A 15,976-nucleotide genomic window follows, 5' to 3' on the forward strand; every position below is an offset into this window, starting at 1 on the left:
CCGTGACTTATTTTCTTCTGGCGCTGGCCCTGATCGGCGCGTTGTTGCTCGTCTATGCAATGTGGCTGCGGGCGTGGCTCAAAACCAAGGGTTGGGCCCAGGGCTTCTTTACCTGGATTGAGCCGTTCGAAGTGAAGGTTTTCAAGAAGTCTGAAACGATGCTGGTGTCCCGGCTGCTCGAACTCGGCAGCCTGATTGTCGGCTCCTACGATTCTATTGCGATCTTTGCCACCAGCTACGACATGACACCGATTACGACCCGACTGTTCGACTTCCTTCATGTAGCTCCGGACCTTAGGGGGGTCGCTATGGCTGGCTTTGTCTTCGGTCTGGCCCGCGTCATGGGCTTCCTTCGCAGGCGCACCACGAAGCCGCTGGAGGTCGTGGCGGTGTCGTCCAAGGATGTTACGCCGGCCGTCGCTCAGGCGCTGGTCAATGCCGAGGTGTCGAAGGATGTGGCGGTTGCCGCGGTGAACGACGCGAAGGCGGCCTAACGTGTGGATGGCCATAATTAGCTTCCTTGGCGGCCCGGTAATCAAGGGCCTGATCGACGCCTATAACGCCAAGCTGAAAGCCGGCAACGTCGAAAGCCGGATTGCCGCCGATTTGGCTGCCGGTGAGATAGCGGCGCAGACTGCCGAGACACAGGCAATCACTCAGTATCGGATAGCTTCGCTCGGGTACTGGTGGGAGCCTGAGAAGATCATGGGCTATACCGTGGCCTTCTACTTCGCCAAGCTCTTGATCTACGACAAGTGCCTTGGTTGGGGAACGACGGACCCTTTGATTGGTTGGTCTGGCACCGTCGCGACGGCTGTTGTCAGTTTCTATTTCGGTAAGCGTACCTTTGAAAACGTGGCCCGGATTATCAAGAAATGACGAAGAAAGTACCAGCCGCAGTGATCGATAAGAGTGACGAGCGGTGGCACGTTGACCGCAAAATTCCTGTCGCGCTCCTGGTCGGATTCTTCCTGACAATCGGAAGCCAGACATCCATCGCGATCTGGTGGGCATCCAAGGCCGATTCCCGGATCGAGCGCCTAGAGCAGCAGACCACAGCAACGGCTCCACAGGGAGACCGGCTAACCAAGGTGGAGACGCGCTTGGAGGCTGTTCAGGATGGGATAAGCGAGATCAAATCCATCCTCCGTAAAGAGCCTTTCCCGACGAAAATGCGGTGACACCACATCTCAAGTTTATTCTCGCCTACCTGATCGTGATAGCCCTCCTGATGGTAGGCGCCGCTATTCAGGAATGGTGGGAGTGGAGGAAGGGCGGTTAGGACGAGCGCAAATCAGGTAATGGGCCTTTCTTAAGGTCGCGCCACAGGGCTTCTATATTCCGCCTTGACCAGTTCCCTTGGTTTAGCTCAGGGAGGTCGCCAAGATCGTGCTGGAGCAGACTATCTAACAAGAAAACTAAGTTCCATTGGTCATCGATTGTAAGCTTCTGCATTGTGTTCTTTCTGTCATTTTACCCGATGGCGGGGAGGGCGTCACGGAGATTGGTCATGTGTGCGGTACCGGGCCGACCCTGATCGTGATCGGGTATCCTTTGTGATCGATCGAAATCTGGTAGATCCAGAGCTTCGTGGTGACATAAACGCATCCGTCGCGGACCTCTGACGATAAAATCTCATCCATGGTCGTGTTCCTTATTCGGGAGTGCGGGGCTGCGACAAAGGCATGACCTTGAACCCAGCTTCAGCCAGTTCTCGCAGGAATAGTTCGGTTGTTATATCGTCCTCGAACCATGCAGACACGGCTTTGTAGGCGGCCTCCGAGGGCGCCGCTCGTCTCACGGTCAAGTCGGATTCCGGCGGTATCCCAAACATCAGCCCAGCCCTCCTATTCCATGACCGTTGGGGTAGTGCGGCGTAGCGTATCGCGAGCGGTCAGTTCATGCTTCAGGCTGCCCGTCCTAGGCTTGCTCGTCAGATGCCAACCATCGCAAAACTTGCACCGATACGAGCGAAACCATCCCGCGTGACCTGTCGGGGCTTCGGCATACCGGGCCTTTCTTGTGCACGCGCGATATTGCTCCCAACCAGGATCTCCGCGCTTTGGGGTGACTTCCATTGGCATCTCCATTGTCACTCCATGATGGGCACAGCGGGTGCCGCGGTGTTTTCGTCTTCGACAGTTACCCAACCTCCAGATGCAAATTCGGGCGCAACCACATCGTCGATGGCCTGAATTTGCTCGGCTTTCGCCTCTGGGAAAAACGTTTCCATCATCACCGTCTCGGCGCTGAAAGTATCCTCAAATCGCTTAACAGGCTTGCCTAGCGGTTCGTCTGGGAACATGCGCACGCGCTTCTTCATCTCGATCTCCTTTGGTAGCAAGTGTTATGGATGGTCTCCGGCGCCAGACCAATAAGCTCGAACGGCAGCAAAGTGTTTTGCGCGCGCGGCCTTCTGCATCGCCAGATGGTGCTTTATGCGCTGCCGTTTTGCGATTGATAGGCGCACGCGGCGGCCTTTTGTGCGGTGCCGTTTGGGCCGATGCTCGCAGTGGTTATCGAGCAACCCCTGTCGGGCTTCGTCGCTCGTACCATGCGGATCATTGAACGTCTTGTGGGACATCGGTGTGCTGCTCTCACTGCCATGAACAAAAGGGCCGTCAAGCGGCGAGGGACGACCGGAGGTCCTGAACCCACTTTGTCCGCCCGGCTGCGCGCTCGATCTCCTTTTCCCGCTCCTTTTGGTTGCGAACGATTTCGGCGGACAGATCGTCGATCGTTTTCTTACGCCAAGAGACACCGCCCATAGCAACTGGAATGGATGGCGTGTAGTTGCCAGGCATTGAGATCGTGAGCTGGTCTATCATGAATTTCTTCATCTCAACGTGGTCGGGTGTGGGCGGCTGCCACTGATGGACCTTCAGGAGCATGGCATTGAGGCGCGCAGCTTCAGCGTCCTTTTCGAGCAGATACTTGGCTCGGCTTTCCATGGCTTTGGCATGTTCTGCCGCCGCAGCCGCATCGGCCTCTGAATTTGTCATCGCCTGCACGTCGCCCATTCGGGCCATGTTCTCGGCGATCCGCATGTCATAGTAGGCCGTCTCTGGCGCGATCTCGTCGGGAATTGGTTTGTCCGCCGGATCATCGCGCATCATGATCAGTGCGCCGAAAGCACGGGCGCATGTCATAGCGAAGTCCGGGAACTCGGTAATCTTTCCGTCGCAAACTTGGTGGGTGTATCCGGTCGGCATCTGGAATCTCCGTGAGTGCGGTAGTGGGTGTGGCGGCTCTGGGGGCAGTGCTAGGCGGTCGCTCGTTCAAGCCAGGCCTTGTAGTGGCGCACGGATTCGTCGGTCGGCTTGGCGATGACAAGCAAGGCCTTCCGCTCGTCATCCTCCAGATACAGGCAATGGCTGATTGCGATCAGCGCATCCATCTCGCCGGCAAATATCTGGACGAAGCCCTTGACCGCCTCGAAGCTGCCGGTAACGTCGAGGGCTCCGCTTTGGAACGCGTTGCGCAGGTATTCTTTCGCGACTTCGGCCTGATAGGTCATGGGGCTTCTTCCGTGTTGGTGGGTGACTAGATGATTTCGCCAGTTTGTTTGTCGACTAGGACAAGGCGGATAAGCGGTCGCGGCTTTGGTCCGTTGTGGCGCGCCTGACAGACGCCGCGCACAGGATCCTTGCCTTCGACGGTCGCGTCACAGGCCGGGCACGGTCGGTGCGGGCCCACGGGGAAGACCAGATCGTCGGCATCGAGGTCAGGGCAATACTCCGGGCGCATGGCTGTTTCCTGCCTTACTGATGTGCGGGTAGGTCAAAATTGACCTGGCGGCCGGGATGCGGAATCCGCGCGCGGGTGTTGAGCAGGGGCACGCCGGCCCGGTGCTGCTCAATGCCGCTGAGCTGGGCGGCGAGCGACTGCAGCAGGATCGGTCGGTAATCCTCCGACGCCTTCAGGCAATTGCCGGAGGTCTCGATGGCGTGGCTGATCCGCATACCGAACGGGGTTCGGGCGCCAATCTTGGTGCGGAAGTGATGAAGGTCGCGGCGCACCTGGACGAGCGACTTGTCCTGCCGGCGGCGGATCTTGAGCAGTTCGGAGCGGGTGGCGGTAGCTTCGGTCATTTGCTTCTCCCGGTTAGGGAGACGGCGGCCCAAAGGTGAGGGGTGTGTTCAAAATAACCTTTGTGGCTCAAAGGGCTCTAATCCCCTCACTATTGCCGCAACTAGTTGATTTCAAACCTTTATCCCACACCCTCCGAGCGCACCACACCTCACACACATCAAAAGACTGCTGCCATATCGGGTAAACGAGCCGGCTTTTCTCATCGTAGGATGATAGGCTGAGATTTGTATTGCGCCCCTGACAGCTCCGTCCGGGCGACGGCCAGAACCTCGCGCCGTCGGAGCAGGAGCCAACATTCGGTGGTGGTGTGACGTCGCTGTAACTACTAGCGATAGTTTTTTCGGACGGAATCGTATAGGTTGACGATTGGGAGTTTCGTAATCGGAAATCCTTAAAATCGCCGTTGTGGTGATTTGTTCTGCAAACACTTTGAACGTGTGCTGTTGCAAGAAAGTGACAAGACTGGACGGATTCTTGCTTTAATCTAGGGTTGTGGCTCTGAGGCAGGTCGAATGCAACTTCCGCACAAAATGATTCGAGACCGAGCCTATTTCATCGCTGGTCGCCCGGCCGCCAGTCGCAAATCTCATGATCCGAATATCGAAAGCGCGATCAGGGACGCCGAGTACTATCTCGATAGCCTTCCCGACAATTTCTATCGCCCGTTGATTTCAGGGGCGACGGCAGCGTCACAAGAACAAATATTGGTTCTGACGTGGCTCGTCCAAATGCATGATGAGATGAAAGCGGTCGAAGTGGCTTTTTTGGGAAATGGCATGTGCCGCGTGATGTGGCCGAGCGCCTCATTGACCCGAGAGGTTGAACGGCTATCGGTGAAAGACCTGCTTTCCTTGCATCTTGAAGAAATGGTCAGTCAGTATCGTACTGCTCGTGATCCGGATGAATGGCTTGTGCAATGAAGGTCTGCTTGAGCTAGTCGCCAAAGGCTAGTTGCAGCCATAGGCCTTCCACAAGTCGCGAAGCGTGCCCTCTGGTAGCTTCCCGCTATTGTGCAGCTTGATGCTGCCCAAGCCGCTACACACACATACTGCCGCGGCACGGTCGGCCTTGTCCTTGCCAGCCTGATTCTTGGCTTTCTTGCGTGCTTCGACCTGTCGGTCCACGCAGCCATTGATCTCGGACACGAGTTGATCAAGGAGTTGGCCTGGGATGATGACAATCGATTTGATTGCGCTGTCGCTTCCCTTCATCGCCAGCACCTCTGCGTTGGTCCCGGATGCGTTTCCCTTAAATTTGTCCAGTGCCTGATCTGTGCTGAGGTTCTGGGTGGCCATCAGGTCTTTCACTGAACGCCCGATGCTGAGCAGCGATGCAAGTATTGAAAGTCCCGAAGCTGCAATGGGCAATTCCAGCATTTCCGTCCTCCAAAAGATTGTCGCTTAAAAGTGTACCTCTCCATCCAATATCAACCAGAAGGAGAGGGCAAGTGCGGCTGTCGATCTTGAGGGAGGGGTGATGCGCAAATGCCGTCGCGAGCTCTCAGCCTGACATCGCCAGCACCAGCGCGCAGATCGCTGCGACAGCCCCGATCACGAATGTCGCGCCATAGCCGAAAACGCCCGCCGCATATCCAACTACCGGCGCAGTCAGCCCGATCGCCAGGTCGAAGAAGGCGATGAAATTCGCCACCGCGCGGCCGCGCTGTTCGATGGGCACGCGGCGCGTGGCTTCGACACCCATCGAGGGAAAGATCAGCGAGAATCCGATGCCGGTGACCAGCGCGCCGAGCAGTGCGAGCATCGGACTCGTGGATAGCCAGATCAGCGCCTGGCCCAGCGCCTCGATGGCCAGCGATGTCATCGCGACGCGCGCGCCGCCGAACTGGTCGGGCAGGTGGCTGCCGACCAGGCGCACGAAGATGAATCCGGTCGAGAAGGCGGCGAGCGCGATGCCTGCGCCGGACCAGCCGCGTTCGACATAGGTCAGCGCCAGAAAGCCGGTGATCCCCGCGAAGGGAATGGTGGCGAGGAACAGCACCGTGCCGGAACGCCAGATCAGTCCGATCACCTTGTAGAACGGCGTGCGTTCGGTGCTGCCCGACACAGGCACATCAGGGATGGCGTAGGCGATCCCCAGCGCGATCAGCGGCGAGATGGCCGCAAGCACGCCGACGCCGGCAAAGCCGATCGAAGCGTAGACCGCGAGCCCGATCGGTGCGCCCAATCCAATCGCCGAATACATGGCGATGCCCTGCCACGACATCACGAGACCGGTGCGGTGTGGGCCGAGCCGTCCGATGCACCAGCTCATGGCGCCGGTGATGAACAGGCTTTCGCCGAAGCCGAGCGCGACGCGGCCGATCAGCAGCAGCGTGAGCTTGCCTTCGGCCGGCAGCGGCAGGGTGGCAGCCAGCAGATAGAACAGGCCGGCCAGCGCCGAGAGCGGCAGGCCGAGCCGGATCGCGTAGCGCGCGCCGTGATGGTCGCTCAGCGTGCCGGCGCGGTGGCGGGTGAGCACGGTCACCACCGATTGGATGCCGATGGCGAAGCCGATCACGCCGGCCGAGAAGCCGAGCTGGTCGTGTATGTAGAGCGAGATCGGCGGCAGCGGCAGGCCGACCGAGAGGAAGCCGAAAAAGACGATCAGCACCTGCTTGATCAGGCTCTTGCGGTCGTCACGGCTGAGCGGTGCAGGCTTGGACGCAGCTTTGAATTTTGGAGGAGCGTTCTGATTCATGTCGACGTGCTTTCGAGGCGGCCAGCCACATTGGGGCTGTCCGGAGCTGAGCACGTTGAGTGACGTTAACGCTTACGGCGGGGAGGCACCCTGCAATGACGGCTGGTTACGGCGAAGCAGGTTCCTCTGTCAAGGTTGTATAGGGCGGGAAGCGCTGCCGCACGGTCGCGCTTATGGCACGGTGCCCGAACATGACGTCGTGATCTTGCTACCGGAGCCGCCGTAGACATCATCGCGCCGGGCCGAGCATGCCAGCCGCTCCTCGGCCGGCCGCAGCGCGCTGACTGTCACGCGCCGTCGTTGACAAAAGTCCGTTGGCGCGTTGCGGATAAATCTCCAGATGCATTGCAGTTGTCATCATCCTTTAGCGCTCGGGTAACGACTTGCCAGTAGCAACGCCGCCGTCCGGCAGCTAGACATGGCCGGTAGCGTCGATCTTCCGGAGCGGACATGAAATATCTGAGCTATGCCTACCGTTTCATCTCCAACTTTGCCTTTCTGGCGCTGGTCTATTTCAGCCTGAACTTCGTCGGCGCCTATCAGCAGCGCGCCATCGTGGCGGCGCTGGTGCTGGCCTATGCCGGCATGCGGGCGATCTCGGCGCTGCGCTCCTTCGTCTTCTTCAAGGCGATCGAGAAGCTCGAACTCGAAGCACGCCGGCTTGGTGGATTGGCCGGTGAAGGCCCTTCTGCCGTGTCGTCGCGCAAGGCTGTCGTGAAGGACGTGGTCGAGCAGCGCCAGGCCGGCGAGATGAAGTCCTATATCGACCTGCTGTTCCTCGGCATCATCGTGGTGCTGTGCATCGCCAAGATCGTGGCGAACTAACGCGATCTTTTTCCGTGACGGCGACCTAACGCTTCGCCAGCAGGGCCGTAGCGCAGTCCGCTACCTGATCGAGCTGCGCGCGTGAAGCACCGTCGCTGGCCTCGATCGACATGCCCTGCAACAGCGTGTTGAGCGTGTTGGCAACCGCTTCGACGTTGGTGTCTGCCGGCAACTGACCATCAACGACGCCGCGGCGCAGGCGCTCGAGGAACAGCCGGCGCCCTTCATCCCGCAATGCCTTAAGTGCGTCGGCTACGTCACGCGCCTCGGCCGGCACGTTGATTGCACCCAGCACCACGATACAGCCACACGGCGCCTCGGGTTTGGTTAGAATGGCGGTGGCCTCTGCGAAGAAGGTGGTAATCGCCCGGCGTACGTCGGGTTCGCCGTCCATCGCGTCCCACGTCTCGTCCCAGAACACCCGCTCGTAATGGCCGACAGCTTCCAGGAAGAGCTGGGCCTTGTTACCGAAAGCGGCGTACAGACTGGGAGGGTTGATCCCCATTGCCGTACAAAGCTCAGCGATCGACGCTGGTGCGAAACCCTTTTCCCAGAACACTTTCAACGCTTGTTCCAGCGCGGCTTCGCGATCGAAGCTGCGCGGCCGTCCCTTGGTACGGTGCGGCGAGATTTTCGGAGCTGGATCGGAAGCAGGCATCTTTTCGGAATCCGGGTTGACTTTCCGTAGCGATCGCTACATATATGTTTTGTATCGATCACTACAATATGTCTGCCGTAAGTGTCACGTGATTTTTACGCGGCAGATCAATGCTTTCAAAGGAGATCAGTCATGACCAGGAATATCAAGACCGTCCCAACCGCCGACTTCGACGCCGTTGTTGCGGTCGCGCAAAGTTATGTGGACGGTCTTCGCGTCGGCAGCGCCAAGGATGTCGGTGGCGCGTTTCACGAAGATGCCGTGATGTACGGCTTCACCAATGGTTCGCCGATGGCCGGCACGATCCGCAATCTCTACGAGTTCGTGGACAAGAGCGGCAAAGCACCAGACATCAAGACGCGGATCGACGTGCTGGCGATCACGCCCACTACGGCGGTCGTCCGGGTCGACATGGAGAAGGACGCGATCGGCGCCGACTATACCGACTTCCATACACTGCTGAAGGATGCAGGCGGCTGGAAGATCGTCGCGAAGGTCTATCACCAGTACGAGGGCTGATCATCGATGCGGCGTCGCTGCCGATTGACGATTGTCACCCCACCGTGAGCCTCGTGCCGATCACCGGCACGCCGCGAAGCTTGATGCGCTGAACTGCACGTTCGACGTCCGGCTCGGCCACGATTGATCTGAACAGCTTGAGATCATTCGCGGCCGGTGGCCGCATACGCTGACTGATGTCCTGACCCGCCTTGAACCAGATTTTGAAAATGAAACCGATGACCGACAATTCGATCTGCACCGACCTTTTTTCGCCCGTCAGTCTGGGCGACATCAACCTTGCCAATCGCATCGTCATGGCGCCGCTGACCCGCAGCCGCGCGGGTGACGATGGCGTACCGACCGAACTGCACGCCACCTATTATGCGCAACGCGCCACCGCCGGCCTCATCATCGCCGAGGCGACGAACATCTCGCCGCAGGGGCGCGGCTATGCACTGACGCCCGGCATCTGGAGCGACGAACAGGTCGCGGGCTGGAAGAAGGCGACCGATGCCGTCCATGCTGCCGGCGGCAAGATCGTCTCGCAGCTCTGGCATGTCGGCCGCTTCAGCCATGTCGATCTCCAGCCGGACGGGCAGGCGCCTGTCGCGCCTTCCGCGGTGAAGGCGGAGGGGCAGACCTACACGAATGACGGCATGGTCGATGTGTCGATGCCGCGCGCGCTGGAGACTGACGAAATCCCCGGCCTGATCGCCGACTATGTTCGTGCTGCAGATAACGCCAAGCGCGCCGGATTCGACGGGATCGAAGTCCATTCGGCCAACAGTTATCTACTGGATCAGTTTATCCGCGACAGCACCAACAAGCGGACCGATCGCTATGGCGGCTCGATCGAGAACCGGACACGCCTGACCCAGGAGGTGGTGGAGGCCGTGCTGCCCGCATGGGGCGCGGGCCGCGTCGGGATACGCCTGTCACCGACCACACCAGACGCCGGCAACACGCCGATGGATAGCGACGTGATGGCGACCTACGGCCATTTGATCCGCTCGCTCAATCGCTTCAATCTCGCTTATCTTCACTTCGTCGAAGGCGCGACCGGCGGTACGCGCGAAATTCCGGCGGGCATCGATCTCGATGCGTTGCGGGCTCAGTTCGAAGGGCCGTATATCGGTAACAACGGCTACGATCTCGATCTCGCGATCGATCGCCGCAGGGCGGGCAAGGTCGACGCAGTCGCCTTCGGCCGTCCCTTCATCGCCAATCCCGATCTGGTTGCGCGGCTGCAATATGATGTGGCGCTCGCTCAAGCGCCGCGAGACGCATATTATGGTGGCGGTGCGAAGGGATATATCGATTGGCCGATCAGCGCATCGTAATCGGAACGTGAAACCATATCGTCGCGCTCAGTGCGGGGCGGCAACTGCCGTCGGATGCAGTCCCGGCGGAATGGCGCCGGGGATGGTGCGTCTGGCGGCGCTGGCGTCGATCGAGATCAGTTTCGCAATCGCATCTGAATCGCTGCCGCGGGCAGGCGCCGTCTGTTGTGCATGATGTGGTAGCTGTACGAGTGCCTTGATCGGCTTGCCGTGACGTTCCGCGAGCTCGAACAGGTCCTGTGCCGGCACCGGCAGCGCGGCACTGCTGGTCATCGCATGCGGCGTCGCGGCGCGCGGCCATGGCGCCTGTTCGGGCAATGGCACGGCATTGCGCGGCCGGCGCATGCGATCGAAATTCTCGGTCAGCGACAGCATCTGGTCGGAGGCCGAGATCGCCGGCGCGGGCAGCATGTCATCATGGGCGAAGGCGAATGTCGGCACCTTGTGCCAGCGCGTGACAGCCACGGTCTCCGACACCGGATGCAACTGCCACTGCTGCGGCTCCGTGGGCGTCTTCGGCTTGTCGGGCGTTGCCGCCTCGACATGGACGATGCGATAGCCGCCGGCCTTGAGGTCGCGCAGGATGCCAGGCAGGGCGGCGACGGTGCGCGGCTGGATATCGTGCAGCAACAGGATGCCCTTGCCCTTGGCGGCGATGCGCGAGATCGCGAGGTCATGGACCTTCTGCGACGACACATGGCGCCAGTCGTCGGCGGGGAAATCGGCGCTCCAGGTCTGGATGCCGCGCGAGGCGAGATAGTCCTCGACGACGCTGGCGCGCAGCAGGCCGGGAATCCGGAAGAATGGCGACAGCAGCGCGGGATCGCCGAGCGCCGCGGTGGTGTTGGCGATGCCGTCCTCGATTTCCTGCTGCGCCTTCTCGATCGGCATGCGGTTCATGCTGAGCGGATGGTTCTGGCTGTGGGTGCCGACGGTGTGGCCGAGCGCGATCAGCTTGCGCACGCCTTCGGGATGCTCCTTCGCCATCCGGCCGATAATGAAGAACGTCGCCTTCACGCATTCGGAAGCCAGGATATCGAGGATCGCGTTCGAGTGTTTCGGGATCGGACCGTCGTCGAAGGTCAGCACGACCTCCTTGTCCTGGAGCGGCAGCGTCTCGGCATATTGCATGGTGCCGATCTTGGGGTGTTCGCGGGGATCGACCACGATGGTGCGCGAGGTGCCGAGCGCGCCGGGATTGCCCGGGCACGCCTCGGCCGACAGAGCGCTGGTGGTGGAGGCTGCGGCGGCGGTGAACAGGGTCAAGCCGGTGAGCAGGCTCAGGCACAGAAGGCGTCGTGCCCGGTCAGTCGTCACCTTGTTCATTGGTCGATCCGTCACTCGCTTTGATGTCGGCTGTGAAGTTACCGGGGCGGCTGTGAACGCAATGTTAATCATGTCGGCCCGCCGACGGTATTTTCCGCATCCTGATGATCGCGCGTTCTACTGGGAACTGGAGCGGGCGGACCCTGCGGCCGGCGGCACGATATGCACGACCCGGTAGCGGTTCTCCCGGAGATAGCGCAGGAAATCGGGCAGCATCGCGGCAGTCTGCGCCTTGGTGTCGTGAAACAGGATGATTCCCCGCCCGGCGGCCTTGAGCCGGCCGGTAATCAGCTCCAGTTGCTGCTGCGGGGTCATGGGATTCCAGTCGCTGGCCCAGAAATCCGCGCCGAACACCGCGATCCGGCGGGATTGCAGCATGTCCAGCAGGGCCGGTGTCGATTCGAAATAGGGGAAGCGAAAGAACGGCGTGGTCGGCACGGTGGTGGCCTTGCCATTCAGCGCCATTTCGTCGGCGCTGATGCCCCGGTCGATCTGTTCGACGGCAGCCGCATTGCTGATCTTCTTGAGGTCGGCATGGGCGAGGGTGTGATGGCCGATGGTATGGCCCTCGGCTGCCATGCGCTTCACCAGCGCCGCATTGGCCATCGCGCTGTTGCCGATCAGGAAGAAGGTCGCGCGAACACATTCGCGCGACAGCGCCGTGAGAATTTTCGTCGTGGTCGGCGCATTCGGGCCATCGTCGAAGGTCAGCACGACCTCGCGGTCTTCCAGCGGCAGCGTATCCGGAAAGCTCTGCGTTCCGACCCGCGGAGTGGTCTTCGGATCCACCGTGAGAACGCGCGCGGTGCCGAGTGTATCCTTGCGCGGGCAGTCTTCGGCATGTGCGACGACGGTCGATGCAATCAAGGCAAAGATGGCGGCCTTCAACACGATCACGACACTTTCCCGGCCGCTGATTTCGCGCACCGCATTTTTCCGATTGCATCAGGCATTGCGCATTGGGTAATGCCTGATGCGAGCTTCCGTTCACAGATGGATTAGCGCATTTCCGACAGGATAGCGCTAGCTCCGTCACCCCCCAAACAAGCAGGCGAGGTGCGGCATGGCCGATGACGTCGATCTCGCCCAATCGGTCGCTCCCGAGGAATTGTCGGCGCTCGACAAGATGCCGATGCGCGACGATGACGGCGACATTCGCCCCGAATTTGTCGAGGCGATCTCGCACGCGGTTCAGGTAGCCGATACCGCATTCCTCAAGGAGATCGTCGGCGAGCTCCATGAGGCCGATCTTGGCGACCTGATCGAAGCCCTCGATGCCGACGAGCGCGCGCCACTGATCGAGCTGACCGGCGCCGATTTCGACTTCTCGGCGCTCAACGAGGTCGACGACACCGTCCGCGAGGAACTGCTCGAGGAACTGGAGCCGGAAACTGTCGCCGAGGGTGTACGCGAACTCGATTCCGACGATGCCGTCGAACTGCTCGAAGGCGTCGACGAGGAGGTCCAGGACGAGATTCTCGAGAAGCTGCCGCTGTCCGAGCGCGTGGCGCTGGAGCGGAGCCTCACTTACCCGGAAAACTCCGCCGGCCGGCGGATGCAGACCGAATTCATTGCGGTCCCGCCGGACTGGAATGTCGGTCAGGTCATCGACTATATGCGCGAAACGCCGGACCTGCCGGATCGGTTCTACGAGATCTATTCCGTCGGCGCCGATCAGCGCTGGCAGGGCGCAGTGTCGCTGGACGCACTGCTGCGCGCGCGCCGTCCGGTGCTGCTGGCTGATCTGATCGATGAGGACCGCCGCCGCGTCTCGGTGTTGGACGATCAGGAGGAAGTGGCGCGGATGTTCGGCAAGTACAATCTTGTCGCGGCGCCTGTGGTCGATACCGATGACCGGCTGGTCGGCGTCATCACCATCGACGACGTCGTCGACGTCATCGAGGAGGAGGCCGACGAGGACCTCAAGGCGCTCGGCGGCGTCACGTCGGACGAAGAACTGTCGGACAATTTCTGGACCATCGCCAAGGGCCGCTTTACTTGGCTGTTGATCAATCTCGCCACCGCCTTCATTGCGTCGTCGGTGCTGGGCCTGTTCGAGGACCAGCTGCAGCAGATGGTGGCGCTGGCGGTGCTGGCGCCCATCGTCGCCAGCCAGGGCGGCAATGCCGCAACCCAGACCATGACCGTCGCGGTGCGCGCATTGGCGACGCGGCAGCTCAACCCCAACAACGCCATGCGTATCGTGATCCGCGAAGGCCTTGTCGGCCTGATCAACGGACTGGCCTTTGCCGTGATCACCGGCATCGCCGCCTATGCCTGGTTCAGGACGCCCGGCCTCGGCATCGTCATCGGCCTTGCAATGATCTGCAATCTGATCGCCGGCGCACTCGGTGGCATCCTGATCCCGATGGTGCTCGAACGCGTCAAGGCCGACCCGGCCGTCGCCTCCGGTACCTTCGTGACCACGGTGACCGACGTAGTCGGCTTCTTCGCTTTCTTGGGGATCGCGACGCTGTGGTTCGGGCTGAAGTAGGGATCATTCGCGACGTTTCAGCCGTCTTGATCCATCTTATGCTCAATTGCCCTTTGCCGTGACATCGGGCTGCGCAAGCCCGATGTCCAAATAAGCCTCTATCTGCTTCACGAGCTGTGCCCTCTTGAATGGGATAGCCCTCATGCTCACAAAGCGGTGCACTCGGGGTGATTTTCCTGTAAGCGCTCGCTTCACACGTTCTCCGTTGCCGACGTGACGAACCAACATACAGGAGGAATACATGCCGGCTCTGCCGCTCTCGGGCATCAAGGTTATCGATATGACGCGGGTGCTTGCCGGCCCGATCGCGGGTCAGATGCTTGGCGATTTCGGCGCCGAAGTCATCAAGATCGAACGCCCTGGAACTGGCGACGATTCCCGCGCGTTCGGCCCTCCTTATCTGAACGATCCGGACGGTAGCAGGCGAGACAACTCCTTCTATCTTTGCGCCAATCGCAACAAGAAATCGGTCACCGTCAATGTGGCCAAGCCTGAAGGCCAGGAGATCATTCGCGAACTCGTCAAGACCGCCGACGTGTTGTTGGAAAACTACAAGGTCGGCGACCTCAAGCGTTATGGCCTCGACTACGACGCGATCAAAGCCATCAACCCGCGCATCGTCTACTGCTCGGTGACGGGCTTCGGACAAACCGGTCCCTACGCCACACGCGCCGGCTATGATGCGATCCTGCAGGCGATGGGTGGTCTCATGAGCGTGACGGGCCATCTCGATGGCGAGCCGGGCGAGGGCCCCATGAAGGTCGGTCCCTCGATCGTGGACTATATGACCGGCTTGAATGCCACCATCGGCGTGATGTCGGCGCTCTATCATCGCGATGCCGGCGGCGGCGAGGGACAGCAAATCGATGCGTGTCTGTTCGATACGGTGATCGCCTCCCTTTCACATTGGCTCCAACCCTATCTCATCAGCGGAAAAGTCCCGCCGCGGCGCGGAACCTGGGGCAATGGCGGCATGCCTGCCGGTGTCTTCCGTTGCACCGATGGCGAGTTGATGCTCGTGAATGGCAATGACGGCCAGTTCCAGCGGACCTGCGAAGTGCTCGGAGAGCCGGACCTGGCCAAGGATCCGCGCTTCCTGAAGAACAACGACCGTGTCGTTCATGGGAAGGAGATCATGGCCATCTTCGCCGGTCTTTTCCTGAAGCAGCCCGTCGCCTACTGGCTGGAGCGTCTGGAGGCGGTCGGCGTACCGTCCGGCCCGATCAACGACTTCGATCAGGTTTTCGCGGACCCTCATGTGAAGTCCCGCGGTATGCGCGTGAGCTCGAACCATCCCTTCGAGCCGGCGCTTTCGCTCGTACGAAATCCGCTGATGTTTTCGGGCACGCCGATCACCGAATATCACGCGCCGCCACTTCTCGGCTCCAACACGGACGAAATCCTGTCCACCATCGGCTACGACGGCGAACGGATCGCCGCGCTGAGGACGAAGGGCATCGTCTAGGCCGGTCGGGGCAGGCGATCGATGGCGTCACACCTGTATTCGCTCTCATCTCCGACCGACCGCAAGTCGGTCGGAGAGCCAATTAAACTTTAGCTGTTCGCTCGCGCATTCATGCTTAACGTTCGGCCATCGGATAGCCACGAACACACCGCGGCTGGTAGTCCTCTGACGAGCCCAACCATCAAGATTGGCCATAAGTCGCTTGATCCTCCCCACATGAAAAGCATGATCAAGACTGCAGGGAGGGCTGCCGTCACCGCCGTTCCCATAACTCGGAGTGGCTTTGCAGAAAGCATCCAATCGACCCAAGCCAGCAGCAAGGCCGGGATAACTGCGATTGCGTAGGACTCAACCATCCAATCGAGAAGATTCTTAAACCCATCAGGCGCCGTGAATACGACCAACGCAAGAGGCGGAAAGAGAGCCGGGAAAATCAGAAAGCGTTTCATGCCACCTTCGTCAGTCTTCGTGGCGATCTTGTTCAATTTTGAAGTCTCATAGTGTTGCCAGCGGCGTAGCCGGTGGGTGCCCCAAACCGGTCCTGCCGTCGTTATCCGTCAACGTAGCAGCGTACTCAA

General features: G+C 60.4%; 20 protein-coding genes. 9 read left to right on the forward strand and 11 right to left on the reverse strand.

From position 1 onward, the window contains the following. Nucleotides 1–2 precede the first annotated feature (2 nt). From AB8A50_RS03830 to AB8A50_RS03840, 3 genes are read left to right on the forward strand one after another with little or no spacing between them, the layout of a single operon-like run. Nucleotides 3–494 (forward strand): hypothetical protein, encoded by a 492-nt coding sequence (locus AB8A50_RS03830; RefSeq protein ID WP_439076938.1) that lies wholly within the window; start codon nucleotides 3–5, stop codon nucleotides 492–494. A 7-nt stretch (nucleotides 495–501) separates the two neighbouring features. Beyond that, entirely contained in the window at nucleotides 502–879 is a 378-nt protein-coding gene (locus AB8A50_RS03835) for a hypothetical protein (RefSeq protein ID WP_439079914.1), read from the forward strand. Then, nucleotides 876–1,181, forward strand: coding sequence for a hypothetical protein (locus tag AB8A50_RS03840; protein ID WP_439076939.1), 306 nt, complete (start codon nucleotides 876–878; stop codon nucleotides 1,179–1,181). Before AB8A50_RS03835 ends, AB8A50_RS03840 begins: the two co-directional genes overlap by 4 nt. 327 nt (nucleotides 1,182–1,508) lie before the next feature. On the opposite strand, the gene AB8A50_RS03845 is transcribed toward AB8A50_RS03840, so the two are convergent. The 5 genes from AB8A50_RS03845 to AB8A50_RS03865 form a co-directional block, all read right to left on the reverse strand. Continuing rightward, a complete protein-coding gene (locus AB8A50_RS03845) occupies nucleotides 1,509–1,643 on the reverse strand; it encodes a hypothetical protein (RefSeq protein WP_439076940.1) in 135 nt (44 codons plus the stop codon). Nucleotides 1,644–2,092: 449 nt separating this feature from the next. Further along, a complete protein-coding gene (locus AB8A50_RS03850; RefSeq protein WP_439076941.1) occupies nucleotides 2,093–2,323 on the reverse strand; it encodes a hypothetical protein in 231 nt (76 codons plus the stop codon). A 298-nt stretch (nucleotides 2,324–2,621) separates the two neighbouring features. Further along, nucleotides 2,622–3,212 (reverse strand): hypothetical protein, encoded by a 591-nt coding sequence (locus tag AB8A50_RS03855; RefSeq protein WP_439076942.1) that lies wholly within the window; start codon nucleotides 3,210–3,212, stop codon nucleotides 2,622–2,624. 50 nt (nucleotides 3,213–3,262) lie between these two features. Beyond that, nucleotides 3,263–3,517, reverse strand: a complete 255-nt coding sequence (locus AB8A50_RS03860; RefSeq protein WP_439076943.1) for a hypothetical protein — start codon at nucleotides 3,515–3,517, stop codon at nucleotides 3,263–3,265. 244 nt (nucleotides 3,518–3,761) lie between these two features. Beyond that, on the reverse strand, nucleotides 3,762–4,091 hold the full coding sequence (locus AB8A50_RS03865) for a hypothetical protein (RefSeq protein WP_439076944.1): 330 nt from the start codon (nucleotides 4,089–4,091) through the stop codon (nucleotides 3,762–3,764). A 513-nt stretch (nucleotides 4,092–4,604) separates the two neighbouring features. On the opposite strand from AB8A50_RS03865, the gene AB8A50_RS03870 reads away from it, so the two are divergent. Next, nucleotides 4,605–5,012, forward strand: a complete 408-nt coding sequence (locus AB8A50_RS03870) for a hypothetical protein (RefSeq protein WP_139285848.1) — start codon at nucleotides 4,605–4,607, stop codon at nucleotides 5,010–5,012. A gap of 27 nt (nucleotides 5,013–5,039) precedes the next feature. Here AB8A50_RS03870 and AB8A50_RS03875 read toward each other — a convergent pair whose 3' ends face one another. Further along, nucleotides 5,040–5,468 (reverse strand): hypothetical protein, encoded by a 429-nt coding sequence (locus AB8A50_RS03875; protein ID WP_184515913.1) that lies wholly within the window; start codon nucleotides 5,466–5,468, stop codon nucleotides 5,040–5,042. Nucleotides 5,469–5,592: 124 nt separating this feature from the next. Further along, nucleotides 5,593–6,789, reverse strand: a complete 1,197-nt coding sequence (locus AB8A50_RS03880; RefSeq protein WP_439076945.1) for an MFS transporter — start codon at nucleotides 6,787–6,789, stop codon at nucleotides 5,593–5,595. A 450-nt stretch (nucleotides 6,790–7,239) separates the two neighbouring features. Between AB8A50_RS03880 and AB8A50_RS03885 the strand changes: the two genes are divergently transcribed. After that, the gene (locus AB8A50_RS03885) at nucleotides 7,240–7,614 is read left to right on the forward strand and encodes a hypothetical protein (RefSeq protein ID WP_175367323.1); all 375 of its coding nucleotides are present in this window, start codon (nucleotides 7,240–7,242) and stop codon (nucleotides 7,612–7,614) included. Between the two features lie 25 nt (nucleotides 7,615–7,639). Here the strand turns inward: AB8A50_RS03885 and AB8A50_RS03890 are convergent, their stop codons facing one another. Further along, entirely contained in the window at nucleotides 7,640–8,272 is a 633-nt protein-coding gene (locus AB8A50_RS03890) for a TetR/AcrR family transcriptional regulator (protein WP_175367322.1), read from the reverse strand. Between the two features lie 132 nt (nucleotides 8,273–8,404). On the opposite strand from AB8A50_RS03890, the gene AB8A50_RS03895 reads away from it, so the two are divergent. Continuing rightward, complete coding sequence (locus AB8A50_RS03895) at nucleotides 8,405–8,791, forward strand: nuclear transport factor 2 family protein (protein ID WP_175367321.1); 387 nt, start codon at nucleotides 8,405–8,407, stop codon at nucleotides 8,789–8,791. A 34-nt stretch (nucleotides 8,792–8,825) separates the two neighbouring features. Here AB8A50_RS03895 and AB8A50_RS03900 read toward each other — a convergent pair whose 3' ends face one another. Next, on the reverse strand, nucleotides 8,826–8,957 hold the full coding sequence (locus tag AB8A50_RS03900; protein WP_439063657.1) for a hypothetical protein: 132 nt from the start codon (nucleotides 8,955–8,957) through the stop codon (nucleotides 8,826–8,828). A 52-nt stretch (nucleotides 8,958–9,009) separates the two neighbouring features. On the opposite strand from AB8A50_RS03900, the gene AB8A50_RS03905 reads away from it, so the two are divergent. After that, nucleotides 9,010–10,113, forward strand: coding sequence for an alkene reductase (locus tag AB8A50_RS03905; protein WP_439079915.1), 1,104 nt, complete (start codon nucleotides 9,010–9,012; stop codon nucleotides 10,111–10,113). 27 nt (nucleotides 10,114–10,140) lie between these two features. Here AB8A50_RS03905 and AB8A50_RS03910 read toward each other — a convergent pair whose 3' ends face one another. After that, the gene (locus AB8A50_RS03910; protein WP_439076946.1) at nucleotides 10,141–11,439 is read right to left on the reverse strand and encodes a polysaccharide deacetylase family protein; all 1,299 of its coding nucleotides are present in this window, start codon (nucleotides 11,437–11,439) and stop codon (nucleotides 10,141–10,143) included. A gap of 117 nt (nucleotides 11,440–11,556) precedes the next feature. Next, nucleotides 11,557–12,366 carry a polysaccharide deacetylase family protein gene (locus tag AB8A50_RS03915; RefSeq protein ID WP_439076947.1) on the reverse strand — a complete coding sequence of 270 codons (810 nt, stop codon included), beginning with the start codon at nucleotides 12,364–12,366 and terminating at the stop codon, nucleotides 11,557–11,559. A 136-nt stretch (nucleotides 12,367–12,502) separates the two neighbouring features. Here AB8A50_RS03915 and mgtE point away from each other — a divergent pair, with 136 nt between their 5' ends. Both mgtE and AB8A50_RS03925 read left to right on the forward strand, forming a co-directional pair. After that, nucleotides 12,503–13,933 (forward strand): magnesium transporter, encoded by a 1,431-nt coding sequence (gene mgtE, locus AB8A50_RS03920; RefSeq protein ID WP_439076948.1) that lies wholly within the window; start codon nucleotides 12,503–12,505, stop codon nucleotides 13,931–13,933. Between the two features lie 241 nt (nucleotides 13,934–14,174). Further along, entirely contained in the window at nucleotides 14,175–15,398 is a 1,224-nt protein-coding gene (locus AB8A50_RS03925) for a CaiB/BaiF CoA transferase family protein (protein ID WP_184515922.1), read from the forward strand. The last annotated feature ends 578 nt before the right edge of the window (nucleotides 15,399–15,976 follow it).

It is taken from the genome of Tardiphaga sp. 841_E9_N1_2, from assembly GCF_051811065.1.
Lineage (GTDB): Bacteria > Pseudomonadota > Alphaproteobacteria > Rhizobiales > Xanthobacteraceae > Tardiphaga > Tardiphaga robiniae.

Excerpts from the sequence above, each read along its gene's own strand:
- AB8A50_RS03835 (WP_439079914.1), top strand. The coding sequence starts at position 502 with ATGGCCATAATTAGCTTCCTTGGCGGCCCGGTAATCAAGGGCCTGATC.
- AB8A50_RS03840 (WP_439076939.1), top strand. The coding sequence starts at position 876 with ATGACGAAGAAAGTACCAGCCGCAGTGATCGATAAGAGTGACGAGCGG.
- AB8A50_RS03845 (WP_439076940.1), bottom strand. The coding sequence starts at position 1,643 with ATGGATGAGATTTTATCGTCAGAGGTCCGCGACGGATGCGTTTATGTC.
- AB8A50_RS03850 (WP_439076941.1), bottom strand. The coding sequence starts at position 2,323 with ATGAAGAAGCGCGTGCGCATGTTCCCAGACGAACCGCTAGGCAAGCCT.
- AB8A50_RS03855 (WP_439076942.1), bottom strand. The coding sequence starts at position 3,212 with ATGCCGACCGGATACACCCACCAAGTTTGCGACGGAAAGATTACCGAG.
- AB8A50_RS03860 (WP_439076943.1), bottom strand. The coding sequence starts at position 3,517 with ATGACCTATCAGGCCGAAGTCGCGAAAGAATACCTGCGCAACGCGTTC.
- AB8A50_RS03865 (WP_439076944.1), bottom strand. The coding sequence starts at position 4,091 with ATGACCGAAGCTACCGCCACCCGCTCCGAACTGCTCAAGATCCGCCGC.
- AB8A50_RS03870 (WP_139285848.1), top strand. The coding sequence starts at position 4,605 with ATGCAACTTCCGCACAAAATGATTCGAGACCGAGCCTATTTCATCGCT.
- AB8A50_RS03875 (WP_184515913.1), bottom strand. The coding sequence starts at position 5,468 with ATGCTGGAATTGCCCATTGCAGCTTCGGGACTTTCAATACTTGCATCG.
- AB8A50_RS03880 (WP_439076945.1), bottom strand. The coding sequence starts at position 6,789 with ATGAATCAGAACGCTCCTCCAAAATTCAAAGCTGCGTCCAAGCCTGCA.
- AB8A50_RS03885 (WP_175367323.1), top strand. The coding sequence starts at position 7,240 with ATGAAATATCTGAGCTATGCCTACCGTTTCATCTCCAACTTTGCCTTT.
- AB8A50_RS03890 (WP_175367322.1), bottom strand. The coding sequence starts at position 8,272 with ATGCCTGCTTCCGATCCAGCTCCGAAAATCTCGCCGCACCGTACCAAG.
- AB8A50_RS03895 (WP_175367321.1), top strand. The coding sequence starts at position 8,405 with ATGACCAGGAATATCAAGACCGTCCCAACCGCCGACTTCGACGCCGTT.
- AB8A50_RS03900 (WP_439063657.1), bottom strand. The coding sequence starts at position 8,957 with ATGCGGCCACCGGCCGCGAATGATCTCAAGCTGTTCAGATCAATCGTG.
- AB8A50_RS03905 (WP_439079915.1), top strand. The coding sequence starts at position 9,010 with ATGACCGACAATTCGATCTGCACCGACCTTTTTTCGCCCGTCAGTCTG.
- AB8A50_RS03910 (WP_439076946.1), bottom strand. The coding sequence starts at position 11,439 with ATGAACAAGGTGACGACTGACCGGGCACGACGCCTTCTGTGCCTGAGC.
- mgtE (WP_439076948.1), top strand. The coding sequence starts at position 12,503 with ATGGCCGATGACGTCGATCTCGCCCAATCGGTCGCTCCCGAGGAATTG.
- AB8A50_RS03925 (WP_184515922.1), top strand. The coding sequence starts at position 14,175 with ATGCCGGCTCTGCCGCTCTCGGGCATCAAGGTTATCGATATGACGCGG.